General features: G+C 56.8%; 11 protein-coding genes. 8 read left to right on the top strand and 3 right to left on the bottom strand.

Features of this window, described 5'->3' with window-relative positions; genetic code table 11:
• Positions 1-7 precede the first annotated feature (7 nt).
• A complete protein-coding gene (locus GTGU_RS03320) occupies positions 8-331 on the top strand; it encodes a YdbL family probable chaperone protein (RefSeq protein WP_038154219.1) in 324 nt (107 codons plus the stop codon).
• Here GTGU_RS03320 and feaR read toward each other — a convergent pair whose 3' ends face one another.
• Entirely contained in the window at positions 332-1231 is a 900-nt protein-coding gene (gene feaR, locus GTGU_RS03315) for a transcriptional regulator FeaR (protein ID WP_038154218.1), read from the bottom strand.
• A 232-nt stretch (positions 1232-1463) separates the two neighbouring features.
• On the opposite strand from feaR, the gene GTGU_RS03310 reads away from it, so the two are divergent.
• Positions 1464-2963, top strand: a complete 1500-nt coding sequence (locus GTGU_RS03310) for an aldehyde dehydrogenase family protein (RefSeq protein WP_038154217.1) — start codon at positions 1464-1466, stop codon at positions 2961-2963.
• 36 nt (positions 2964-2999) lie between these two features.
• Here the strand turns inward: GTGU_RS03310 and tynA are convergent, their stop codons facing one another.
• A complete protein-coding gene (gene tynA, locus GTGU_RS03305; RefSeq protein WP_038154216.1) occupies positions 3000-5267 on the bottom strand; it encodes a primary-amine oxidase in 2268 nt (755 codons plus the stop codon).
• Between the two features lie 175 nt (positions 5268-5442).
• The gene (gene paaZ / locus GTGU_RS03300) at positions 5443-7482 is read right to left on the bottom strand and encodes a phenylacetic acid degradation bifunctional protein PaaZ (RefSeq protein WP_038154215.1); all 2040 of its coding nucleotides are present in this window, start codon (positions 7480-7482) and stop codon (positions 5443-5445) included.
• A gap of 285 nt (positions 7483-7767) precedes the next feature.
• Between paaZ and paaA the strand changes: the two genes are divergently transcribed.
• The 6 genes from paaA to paaF form a co-directional block, all read left to right on the top strand.
• Positions 7768-8697, top strand: coding sequence for a 1,2-phenylacetyl-CoA epoxidase subunit PaaA (gene paaA / locus GTGU_RS03295; RefSeq protein WP_038154214.1), 930 nt, complete (start codon positions 7768-7770; stop codon positions 8695-8697).
• A gap of 11 nt (positions 8698-8708) precedes the next feature.
• On the top strand, positions 8709-8996 hold the full coding sequence (paaB, locus tag GTGU_RS03290; RefSeq protein WP_038154213.1) for a 1,2-phenylacetyl-CoA epoxidase subunit PaaB: 288 nt from the start codon (positions 8709-8711) through the stop codon (positions 8994-8996).
• Positions 8997-9003: 7 nt separating this feature from the next.
• Complete coding sequence (gene paaC / locus GTGU_RS03285) at positions 9004-9759, top strand: 1,2-phenylacetyl-CoA epoxidase subunit PaaC (protein ID WP_038154243.1); 756 nt, start codon at positions 9004-9006, stop codon at positions 9757-9759.
• 12 nt (positions 9760-9771) lie between these two features.
• The gene (paaD, locus tag GTGU_RS03280) at positions 9772-10269 is read left to right on the top strand and encodes a 1,2-phenylacetyl-CoA epoxidase subunit PaaD (RefSeq protein ID WP_038154211.1); all 498 of its coding nucleotides are present in this window, start codon (positions 9772-9774) and stop codon (positions 10267-10269) included.
• Between the two features lie 7 nt (positions 10270-10276).
• Positions 10277-11347 (top strand): 1,2-phenylacetyl-CoA epoxidase subunit PaaE, encoded by a 1071-nt coding sequence (paaE, locus tag GTGU_RS03275; protein ID WP_038154210.1) that lies wholly within the window; start codon positions 10277-10279, stop codon positions 11345-11347.
• A partial coding sequence (gene paaF / locus GTGU_RS03270) for a 2,3-dehydroadipyl-CoA hydratase PaaF (protein WP_038154209.1) occupies positions 11344-12005 on the top strand: 662 nt, incomplete at its 3' end. The genes paaE and paaF, both read left to right, overlap by 4 nt.

Below are 12005 nucleotides of genomic sequence, written 5' to 3'. Positions count from 1 at the left end.
GGTGCCGATGAATAAATTACTACTGGCAACGTTATTTGGCCTGAGCCTGATGAGCACCTCAGCGCAAGCGCTGACCCTCACCGAGGCCAGGCAGCAGGGGCGCGTGGGCGAAACCTTGAGTGGTTATCTGGCGCCCGTCGCGCAGGATAAAGAGACTCTGGCGCTGGTGAAAAGCATCAACGATGCGCGCAGTGAAAGCTATCAACAGCTTGCGGACAGCAATAATCTGCCGGTTGATGAAGTGGCGAAAATGGCCGGAAAAAAGCTGGTAGCTCGCGCGCAGCCAGGCGAGTACGTAAAAGGTCTTAACGGTAAGTGGTTAAAGAAATAGCTAACGGTAACGCTTGCGGTATTCCCCTGGCGATAACCCGAAGCGCTGTTTAAACGCCGTAGAAAAATGGCTGTGGTCAGTAAAGCCCCAGCTGTAACCAATCCCCGCCAGTTTTTCATCATCGTGCGCATTGCGCAGCGATTGGGCGCAGAGGTCAAGCCGACGATTTTTGATGTACTGTGCCACCACCAGCCCTTTATCCGCAAACATCCGGTACAGACTACGTACTGACATGCCTGTTTCACTGGCCAGCCATTCCGGACGCAACTGCTCTGACTGAATGTATTCATCAATTAGCGCCATGATTTTCTGAAACTGCCGGTCGCGGCGCGAGGGTCTGGCGTCCAGTTGATGCAGCACCGGGCGCAGCAGGCAGATAATGGCTTCCAGCGCAGCCTCGCTTTCGTTCTCATTCATCTCCGGGCTGGTCATGCTTTCCTGAAGCAGACGGTGACTCAGTTGCACCATCGGCAAATGGTTTGGCAACCGCTCTGCGCTACTAATTTCTCTCAGATGTTCCAGTTTCTGGCGTGGCAATAACAGCGACACCTGACGCGACGTTTGCTGCCAGTAAAACGAGCAGGGGCGCGCGGCATCGATAAGCGTGATATCGCCCGCTTCGAGGATCACCTGCCGGTTATCCTGTTCCATCACTGCCTGTCCCTCGAGCTGAAACACGGTATAAAACCAGGCATCATTGCCGCGCTTAATCTCTTCCCGCGAGCGGTACAAATTCACGCCACGGGTGGTCACCGTGCTCAGTTTTAACCCCCGCGCATACCCGGAGTCGATCTCACCGTAAAACTTTCCGTCCAGCGGACGTGCGGCAAAGTTTCCACATAGCTGGTTGACCTTCGCCAGCCATGCCCGGTAACTCTCTTTGTCGTCTGCCTGTGTCATAGACCATCCAGATGGGAAAATTGTTTTAATATTGTTACTGTTATGTTGATTAAAACAACCCTATGTCAGCATCTATATGAAAGAACTATTACCCCCGGCACACTTTTACTGCACAAAAAATGCCGTTTGCAGCGCCTGTCACAGTGGCAAAAACGAATGTCAGAGAGAAAAAAGCGCGATCCGCTATCCCCCCCTAGACTGAATGCACTATTGGTGAAAATAAGGAGTGGGTATGTCCGGTTCTCAGGTCGCAACGCTTGCCAGCGTGCAGATTTTTCTGGATCGTCAGCATGGTCTCTATATCGATGGTGGACAGCAGGCGGCTCAAAGTGAAAAGCGCTTAACGATCTACAACCCGGCCACCGGTGAGCCCATCGCCACCACCGCAGATGCCAGCACTGCCGATGTCGATAAAGCGGTGATGTCAGCATGGAAAGCGTTCGTCGCCCGCACATGGGCAGGGCGCTTACCGGCAGAACGCGAGCGCATTCTGTTGCGTTTCGCCGATCTGGTTGAGCAGCACACGGAAGAGCTGGCGCAGCTCGAAACCCTTGAACAGGGGAAATCGATTCACATTTCCCGTGCTTTTGAAGTGGGCTGTACCCTTAACTGGATGCGCTATACCGCAGGGTTGGCGACAAAAATCACCGGCAGCACGCTGGATGTCTCTATCCCGATGCCGGAAGGGGCGCGCTACCAGGCGTGGACGCGTAAAGAGCCTGTCGGCGTAGTCGCCGGGATCGTGCCATGGAACTTCCCGTTAATGATTGGCATGTGGAAGGTGATGCCAGCACTGGCATCAGGTTGCTCCATCGTCATTAAACCGTCGGAAACCACGCCGCTGACGCTGCTGCGTGTGGCCGAACTGGCGACCGAAGCGGGGATCCCGGATGGTGTGTTCAACGTGGTGACCGGCAGTGGCAGCGAGTGCGGTACCGCGCTGACCTCGCATCCGCAGGTGGCAAAAGTGAGCTTCACCGGTTCAACGGCGACCGGTAAGCAGATCGCACGCAGCGCCGCCGACCGTTTAACCCGCGTCACGCTGGAGCTCGGCGGTAAAAACCCGGCAATTGTACTGAAGGATGCTGACCCCCAATGGGTTATTGAAGGGCTAATGACCGGCAGTTTCCTCAATCAGGGACAGGTGTGTGCCGCCAGCTCACGGATCTACATCGAAGCGCCGCTGTTCGACAATCTGGTGAGCGGTTTTGAACAGGCGGTGAAATCCCTGAACGTCGGGCCGGGCATGTCCGAAACGGCGAATATTAACCCGCTGGTATCCCGGGCGCACTGCGACAAAGTGCAGGCGTTCCTGCAGGAAGCGCAGCAAAATAATGCCGAGCTGTTGAGCGGCAATGCCGGGCCGGGGGGCAATGGTTATTACGTGGCGCCGACGCTGGTGGTAAACCCTGACGCCAGTCTGCGCCTGAACCGTGAAGAGGTGTTCGGCCCGGTGGTGAATCTGGTACGCGTCGCCGACGGCGAAGAGGCGCTGCGACTGGCGAATGACACTGAATACGGACTGACCGCCAGCGTCTGGACGCGAGACCTGTCACATGCGCTGTCTTACAGCGATCGACTGCAGGCGGGAACCGTGTGGATCAACAGTCACACGCTGATCGACGCCAACCTACCGTTCGGCGGCATGAAACAGTCCGGCACCGGCCGCGATTTCGGCCCCGACTGGCTGGACGGCTGGTGTGAGACGAAGTCGGTGTGCGTGCGGTATTAACGGTCTGAATCAACAAAGGGGCTTGCGCCCCTTTCTTTATTTCTGCTTTTCCCCAAGCGTCGGGGTTTCATCGAAGAAGTTCCACGGTTTCAACAGCGCATGCACCCATTCTGTTGGCATGATTGGCCACTCTTCGGCGCGGGCGACGTGAGTCGTGCCGGTGGTTACCCACACCACATCATCATGATTATCCAGTGACTCGTTGTCCTTACTGTACAGCCCCAGCCCGGTATCGTGCGTCGAGCGGTTCGGGTATTTGCCTTCAGGGAAACGCTCGTTCGGATGATAGCGCGTCACCCACAACTGTTTATCCATAAAGCTCAGACGATGGTAAATCCACTCATCCGGGGCAAATTTCGCACCGGTCGCCACCGGGTGTGTGCCGCCTGCGTAAGGGATAATCTGATACGACACCGGGTTACCCATACGATTTTCTTTCTGCGTATTGCTGAGCAAGCGGATGGTGCCGGGGTCAAATTTCTGCGCTGCCTGTTGTTCGCTGCCGATCGTGTACTGATTCACCTGCATGGTGCTGGTGCGCGGTCCGCCAGCGGTGTTTGGCTTCACTTCAGGATCCATCGCCACCAGCCGGTTGTTTTCGCCATCCACATCGAGGTCAAGACGGAAATTGTAGATATGCTGGTGCGTGGTGCCGACAATGTTATGGTCGATCAGCGTGCCATGGCGGGTATCGGCTTTCGCGGAGGGATCATGCATGGTTTTCGCTTTCACGCCTTTCACCGCTTCAATACCCGTCGCCCCGGCATCAATGCCGATGGTGCCGTTTTCGTGGAAGATCCAGTCAAAGATGTAATCATAATTGCCGACGGTGCTGATCCAGCGGATCACCAGTTCGCGGCGTTCGGTGCTGACGTTCGGTTTCCCCAGTTCCTGATGTTTATACTCCGGCCCGGCATAGCGTTCGAACACGGCGATAGCGCGGGGAATGTCCATCGGCACACCGGCATAGTCGGCAATGGTTTCATCAAGCAGCACGGCGTTGGACGGCGCATCTTTCCCGCGCACGATCGGCGAGGTCAGGGTACCCATACCGTAATCGCCGGAATCAAGATAGGCTTTGAAATACCAGCCGGTGTCCGGGTCGCCATAGGGGACGATCATCCCGCCGAGCGAACCTTCATACATGATTTTGCGTTTCTTGCCATTGTCGTTATACGTCACGGTTGACAGAATCGGCCCGACGCGCGAGTTCAGGCGCAGGTGGAAATCCCAGTTCTGCCAGTGGATCATATCGCCGGTAATGGTGTAGTTCTTTCCTTCAGGTTCGATGATCTCCAGCGGTTTCAGCGCTGGTTTCACGCGGTCACGGCCATCATACGGGCGAGGCGTCAGCGGTACCGGGATCACCGGGCCTTCCTCAATCTTAATGATCTTCTTCTGCTCGAGATCAACCACCGCTACCAGATTTTCAATCGGATGTGCCCAGTAATTGCCGTCACCAAAGTCGAGATAGCTGATGACTTTCAGTAGCCGTGCATCCTGTTTCAGACCATCTTTGCCGTCAAAATAGCCGACAGTCAGCGGGGTAGTAATGACCTTTTTCGGATCGTTGATACCGTGCTTTTTCAACACCTGCGCAAACTCGCTGCTGTTGTCGATGACATTCTGTACAGTGGCGAAATCATCCAGCAATACCATACCGTGTGCGTCTTTAATGGGTTGCCAGGAAGTTACTTTTCTATTCTGCAGGTCAACCACGCCTTCGATGACATGTTTACCGTCAAGCATGATAACATTGGCTTCGCGCGGAGCGCTGACCGCTTTGCCGGTGAGAGCAAAATCCCAGACCGCGGCTTTGTCGGGTTCACGCAGCGAAATCTCGGTAAAGCGGGTGTTAGGTTTGAAGTCCGGTGCGGCTTTGACAATTTCCACCGCCGCGCGGATCTCATCGGCGGTCAGCGAGTTGAGCGGATGCGGTTTCTTCTCGACCTGGAAGGTCTGATCCAGCCCGGACTGAAACACGTCGTTGATGAAGGTGTCGGAAACCCAGGCTTTATTCTCTTTCATCACCACCGGCACCTGCAGCGTTAGCGGCTTGCCGTTGACGATGGCGGTTTTCGCGCCCGGTTTAACTTTGACGTACGCGCCATCTTTGATCAGGGTAAAAACTTGAGCGTAATCATCCCACTGCACGTCAGCGCCAAATTCCTGTAGCGTTTTGTCCATCGGCACCATGTGTGCTTCACCGCCGTGGGCGAAGCCCGGAGACTGCCAGGAGCAACACAGCGCGACAGCCAGCGCCAGCGTCGTTCTGCGGGGAGAGAAAAAAGAGCGGCTTCCCATGTTTGACCTCGTCTTATTGTTTTGTTGTGTTGTGAGCGTTGTGACAACATTATCCTGACAGGCAGACGCGCAAAGGTGTTTGCCTGCTGCTGCCAGGTTGTTTGTCAGATGTGCCAGGTTGGGAAGTTTTTGCGTGCCGGGCAGGCGGAATGCTGCCCGGCAATGTTGCTGCGGATCAGAGGTCGCCTTTCTGACGCGCGACCAGTGTCAGGATGGAGTAGAGCGCCACTGTCTGCTGATGCTGATTGAAAATCTCGACGGCCCATTCCACCACGCCGGTCGGTTTCTCTTCAGCGGTTTTCTGCCGTTTCACCGTCTTGCGCTTACAGGTCAGGCGAACCTGAATGGTGTCGCCAGGTTTTACCGGCTCGATAAACCGCAGATTCTCCATGCCGTAATTGGCAATAACCGGTCCGACGCCATCATCCACGAACAGCCCGGCAGCAGCGGAAATCACGAAATAGCCATGCACCACACGCTCGCCAAACAATGATTCCGCTGCGGCAATTTTATCCATATGGGCGTAGAAGTGATCACCGCTCAGACAGGCAAAATTAACGATATCCGCTTCAGTCATGGTCCGGCGCGGTGTCAGCAGACTGTCGCCCGGCTGCAATTCTTCGAAATATTTACGGAACGGATGGATACGGTCTTCTGTCACTTGCGCACCGCGTACCCATTGCCTGCTGATGGCGGCGAGCATAGTAGGGCTTCCCTGAATTGCCGTACGCTGCATGTAGTGTTTTACCGCCCGCAGACCGCCCAGCTCTTCACCGCCACCCGCGCGCCCCGGGCCGCCGTGAACCAGTTGCGGCAGCGGTGAACCGTGTCCGGTAGATTCTTTCGAAGATTCTTCATTCAGTACCTGAATACGACCATGCGCACGTGCGGCACCGAGGATAAACGCACGCGCCAGTTCACCGTCAGCGGTAACCAGTGTTCCGGCGAGGCTGCCTTGCCCGGCACACGCCAGCGCCAGTGCATGATCGCGATCCTGACAGGGCATTAGTGTGGCGACAGGGCCAAAGGCTTCTGTCTCATGCACGGCAGGCGTCTCGTCCGGCTGCGGGCACCATAACAACGTCGGCGGGAAAAACGCGCCTGCGGCGTTAAGGTCGGCCTTACCACCGAGACGGATCTCACACCCCGCGGCGAGCAGTGTGTTCACGCGCTCCTGCACATCCTGACGCTGTTCAGCATTGACCAGCGCGCCCATTTTCACCCCCTCCTGCGCGGGATCGCCCACCGTGACTTTTTTCAGATGCGCAATCAACGCCTCACTGACCGCCTGCACCTGCGCCTGTGGCACGATGATACGGCGGATCGCAGTACATTTTTGTCCGGCTTTCGCCGTCATTTCCCGCACCACTTCGCGGATGAACAGGGCGAATTCCGGCTGTTCCGGCGTGACATCATCGCCAAGCACACAGCAGTTCAGGGAATCGGCTTCCATGGTGAACGGTATTGAATTTGCGACGATATTGGGATGAACGCGCAGCATCTGGCCGGTAGATGCCGATCCGGTGAAGGTCACCACATCCTGCGTATCGAGATGGTCAAGCAAATCTCCCGCGCTGCCGCAAATCAGGTTGATGGCGCCGTCCGGCACCAGACCACTGTCGACAATGGCTTTCACCATCGCCTGAGTGACCTGTGCCGTCGCGGTAGCGGGTTTGATGATGGCTGGCATGCCCGCCAGCCACGTTGGTGCGAGTTTTTCCAGCATTCCCCAGCAGGGGAAGTTAAAAGCGTTGATATGTACCGCGACGCCGGATTTTGATGTCAGCACATGGCGGGCGGCAAAACTGCCACCTTTCGATAACGGGATCAGATCATCTTCCGGCCACAGGGTGTCGTCCGGCAGTTCGCGGCTGCCGAGCCCGGCATAGGTAAACAACGTGCCGATGCCGCCTTCAATGTCCACCCAACTGTCGGCCCGCGTGGCGCCGGTTTGCGCGGACAGCGCGTAAAAGGTCTCTTTCTGCTCCAGCAGGTGGCGGGCGACAGCTTTGAGCATCGCCGCGCGCTCAATGAAGGTCATTGCCTGTAATGCTTTGCCGCCGTGCTCAATCGCAAAGCGTCGCGCCTTCGCCATGTCGAGACCTTCACTGCTCACTTCCCACAGCACGTCGCCGGTAATGGCGTGATGGATTTCGCGCGCACGACCGCGGCCTGCTTGCCACTCGCCGGATAAATAACTGGTTAACTGCTGCATCATCGATCTCCAAAGTGTTACGTTGCTTTGCATTACATAGTTTGATTATGAATCATAAAAATCAAGGATGAATTTAATAATTTATTAACAATGAGACCGCTGTCTTTATGTTCTAAAAAATTAACCTATTGAAAATACTTGACGTTAATAAATGGGTTGCGAGTGATGTCACAGAAAACATAAACATAATTTGTGTTTTTAGTTAACCGTTATGTAACTTTTATAAAGCAAAGTGATTCGCAATATCACGATAAGCGGGTTTAACTGGAATCATAAGGTGATGACGTGACAGAAGAGCAACGCTTTAACGAGCGCATCGCGCAGGAAACCGCCATCGAGCCGCAGGACTGGATGCCGGATGCCTATCGCCAAACGCTGATCCGCCAGATTGGTCAGCATGCGCATTCCGAAATCGTCGGCATGCTGCCGGAAGGGAACTGGATCACCCGCGCGCCGTCTTTGCGCCGTAAGGCCATTCTGCTGGCAAAAGTTCAGGACGAAGCCGGTCATGGCCTCTATCTCTACAGTGCCGCGGAAACCCTCGGCTGCGCCCGAGAGGATCTCTATCAGAAGATGCTCGATGGCAAGATGAAATACTCCTCGATTTTTAACTACCCGACGCTGAGCTGGGCGGACATCGGGGTGATCGGCTGGCTGGTGGATGGTGCCGCTATTGTTAACCAGGTGGCGCTGTGCCGGACCTCTTATGGGCCGTATGCGCGGGCGATGGTGAAAATCTGTAAAGAGGAGAGTTTTCATCAGCGCCAGGGATTTGAAGCTTGCGTGACACTGTCACAGGGCAGTGATGCCCAGCGTCAGATGCTACAGGACGCCATCAACCGCTTCTGGTGGCCGTCACTGATGATGTTTGGCCCGAATGACGACAACTCGCCGAACAGCGCCCGCAGCCTGGCGTGGAAAATCAAACGGCATTCTAACGATGAACTGCGTCAACGCTTCGTCGACAACACCATTCCCCAGGTGGAAATGCTGGGTATGACTGTGCCGGATCCGGATCTGCATTTCGACGAGGCCAGCGGCCATTACCGATTTGGTGAGATCGACTGGCAGGAATTTAACGAGGTGATTAACGGACGCGGCGTCTGCAATTACGAACGCATCGCCGCAAAACGCAAAGCGTGGGACGACGGTGAGTGGGTGCGCGAAGCTGCGCTGGCCCACGCGCAGAAACAACATGCCCGCCACGTCGCCTGAGGAGGATCATGATGAGCAATGTTTACTGGCCATTGTATGAAGTGTTTGTTCGCAGCAAACAGGGGCTTTCCCATCGTCACGTTGGCAGTCTGCATGCCGCAGACGATCGCATGGCGCTGGAAAATGCCCGCGACGCCTACACCCGCCGCAATGAAGGCTGTTCAATTTGGGTGGTAAAAGCCAGTGAGATCGTCGCCTCGCAGCCGGAAGAGCGCGGTGAGTTTTTCGACCCGTCAGAAAGCAAAGTGTACCGTCATCCGACGTTCTACACCATTCCTGACGGCATTGAGCATATGTGAGGTGGTGATGATAACGAACGACCCCATCGCCACTTACGCGCTGCGCCTCGGTGATAATTGTCTGGTACTGGCACAGCGGCTTTCCGCCTGGTGCGGCCATGCGCCGGAGCTGGAAATCGATCTGGCGCTCGCCAATATCGGTCTCGATCTGCTGGGGCAGGCGCGCAATTTTCTGACGTATGCCGCAGAACGCCATGGCGAGGGCGATGAAGACACGCTCGTTTTTTTCCGCGATGAACGCCAGTTTAGCAACCTGTTACTGGTTGAACAGCCGAATGGCAACTTTGCCGACACGATTGCCCGCCAGTATCTGATGGATGCCTGGCACGTCGCGCTGTTCAGCCGCCTGACCGCCAGCCGTGATCCGCAAATTGCCGCCATTGCCGCCAAAGCCATCAAAGAAGCGCGTTACCACCTGCGTTTCAGCCGCGGGTGGATGGTGCGTCTTGGACAGGGTACCGAACTGTCCACGCAGCGCATGCAGCAAGCGCTGGACAATGCCTGGCGCTTTACTGCCGAACTGTTTGACGCCGATGCGCTGGATATCGCGCTGAGCGAGCAGGGGATTGCAGTTGATCCGCGTACGCTACGCGCTGAATGGGAAACGGAAATCGCCAGGGGTTTTTGCGAGGCCGGACTTAACGTGCCCGCCGACGCGGCTTACCGTAGGGGCGGCAAGCAGGGGCTGCATACCGAACATCTCGGTCCAGTGCTGGCGGAGATGCAGTATCTGCAGCGAATGTATCCCGCGCAACAGTGGTAACCGGAGGTCAGCATGCAACGTCTCACCACCCTTGCCCCTGCCGAAGTGCATCAGATATGGGTGCTGCTGGGGCAAATTCCGGACCCGGAAGTGCCGGTGCTCACCATTACCGATTTAGGCATGGTGCGCCGCGTAGCGCAGCAGGGTGACGGCTGGGTGATTGGCTTCACGCCGACCTATTCCGGCTGCCCGGCGACCGAACATCTGCTGGGCGAAATCCGCCGAGTCATGACCGACAACGGCTATACGCCAGTGCACATTTCGCTGCAACTCGATCCGCCGTGGACCACTGACTGGATGAGTGCTGATGCCCGCGAACGGCTGCGTCAGTACGGCATCAGCCCGCCACAGGCCCATGCCTGCCATGCCGGGATCCCCGAAACGGTCAGTTGCCCGCGCTGTGGCAGCAATCACTCGACGCTTATCAGCGAATTCGGTTCGACGGCCTGCAAAGCGCTGTACCGCTGCGACAACTGCCGCGAACCCTTTGATTACTTTAAATGTATTTGAGGTTGCCATGACGACGTTCCATTCGCTTACGGTGGCAAAAGTTGAACCCGAAACCCGCGACGCGGTAACCATTACCTTTGCGGTGCCTGATGCGTTACAGGCGGCTTATGCCTTCCGCCCCGGTCAGCATCTGACGCTGAAAACCCGGCTGGGTAACGACGAGCTGCGCCGCTGTTATTCCATCTGCCGGGGGGCGCGGCCCGGTGAAATCAGCGTGGCGGTAAAAGCCATTGATGGCGGGCGTTTCTCGAACTATGCCCGTCAGGAGATTAAACAGGGCATGGTACTGGATGTCATGGTGCCGCAGGGATTGTTCGGCTATCAGCCACAGCCAGACCGCCGCGGTAACTATCTCGCCATCGCTGCCGGTTCCGGTATCACGCCGATGCTGGCGATTGTGGAAACCACGCTGGCGACCGAACCGGACAGCCTGTTTACCGTGATTTACGGCAACCGCAGCAGCCAGAGCATGATGTTTCGCCAGGCGCTGGCTGATCTCAAAGACCGCTACCCGACGCGTCTGCAACTGGTCTGCCTGTTCAGCCAGGAAACTTTCGACAGCGATCTGCTGCACGGGCGTATTGATAGTGAAAAACTGCAGGCGCTGTCGCGCACGCTGATCAACTTCAGTCAGTTTGATGAAGCCTTTATCTGTGGCCCGGCGGCAATGATGGACGACGCGGAAACCGCGCTGCTGGCACTCGGTATGGCGAAAAAATCCATACACCTTGAGCGCTTTAATACACCTGGTAGCGGCGTACGCCGAACCACCAGCGTACAGGCGCAGGGGCAGACGGTCACCGTGCGGCAGGACGGGCGCGACCGTCAGGTTACGTTGACCGCTGACGACGAAAGCATTCTCGATGCCGCGCTGCGTCAGGGGGCCGATTTACCGTACGCCTGCAAGGGCGGCGTCTGCGCCACCTGCAAATGCAAAGTGCTGCGCGGTAACGTCACAATGACCACCAATTACAGTCTCGAAGCCGATGAACTGGCTGCCGGGTATGTGCTGAGTTGTCAGGCGCTGCCGATCACGCCGGACGTGATTGTCGATTTTGACGCGAAGGGGATGGCATGAGCGAACTGCTGACAGAACAGTATGACCGCGTGCTGCTGCTGACCCTCAACCGGCCGCAGGCGCGCAATGCGTTGAATAACACGTTACTGATGCAGATTGCTGATGCGCTGGAGTCTGCTGAGCAAAACCCGGCGATTGTGGCCTGTGTGATCAGCGGCAATGAACGCTTTTTTGCCGCCGGGGCGGATCTCAATGAAATGGCAGACAACGATCTCGTTGCGACATTAAACGACGTTCGCCCGCGGCTGTGGGCGCGCATCGATGCTTTCAATAAACCGCTGATTGCGGCGGTGAATGGCTATGCGCTGGGCGCGGGCTGCGAGCTGGCGATGCTCTGCGACACCGTGCTGGCGGGAGAAAACGCCCGTTTCGGGTTACCGGAAATTACGCTCGGCATCATGCCCGGTGCCGGTGGCACCCAGCGGTTGATTCGCTCTGTCGGTAAAGCGCTGGCCAGCCGTATGGTGCTGAGTGGTGAAAGCATCGATGCCAGACGCGCCCGCGAGGCCGGACTGGTGAGTGACATTTGTCCGCCCGCGCTGACGCAGGAATACGCATTACAGCTGGCGAAAACTATCGCCGCGCGCGCACCGCTGGCGTTGCAGGCGGCAAAACAGGCGCTGCGCCAGTCGCAGGAGGTCAGTCTCCACGCCGGGTT

Origin of the sequence: Trabulsiella guamensis ATCC 49490 (genome assembly GCF_000734965.1) — a bacterium.
Taxonomy (GTDB): domain Bacteria; phylum Pseudomonadota; class Gammaproteobacteria; order Enterobacterales; family Enterobacteriaceae; genus Trabulsiella; species Trabulsiella guamensis.
Note: the sequence above shows the minus strand (reverse complement) of the source record. Positions and strands in the feature narration are given on the sequence as shown.

Coding starts and splice junctions, on each gene's coding strand:
- GTGU_RS03320 (WP_038154219.1), top strand. CDS start 8: ATGAATAAATTACTACTGGCAACGTTATTTGGCCTGAGCCTGATGAGC.
- feaR (WP_038154218.1), bottom strand. CDS start 1,231: ATGACACAGGCAGACGACAAAGAGAGTTACCGGGCATGGCTGGCGAAG.
- GTGU_RS03310 (WP_038154217.1), top strand. CDS start 1,464: ATGTCCGGTTCTCAGGTCGCAACGCTTGCCAGCGTGCAGATTTTTCTG.
- tynA (WP_038154216.1), bottom strand. CDS start 5,267: ATGGGAAGCCGCTCTTTTTTCTCTCCCCGCAGAACGACGCTGGCGCTG.
- paaZ (WP_038154215.1), bottom strand. CDS start 7,482: ATGCAGCAGTTAACCAGTTATTTATCCGGCGAGTGGCAAGCAGGCCGC.
- paaB (WP_038154213.1), top strand. CDS start 8,709: ATGAGCAATGTTTACTGGCCATTGTATGAAGTGTTTGTTCGCAGCAAA.
- paaC (WP_038154243.1), top strand. CDS start 9,004: ATGATAACGAACGACCCCATCGCCACTTACGCGCTGCGCCTCGGTGAT.
- paaD (WP_038154211.1), top strand. CDS start 9,772: ATGCAACGTCTCACCACCCTTGCCCCTGCCGAAGTGCATCAGATATGG.
- paaE (WP_038154210.1), top strand. CDS start 10,277: ATGACGACGTTCCATTCGCTTACGGTGGCAAAAGTTGAACCCGAAACC.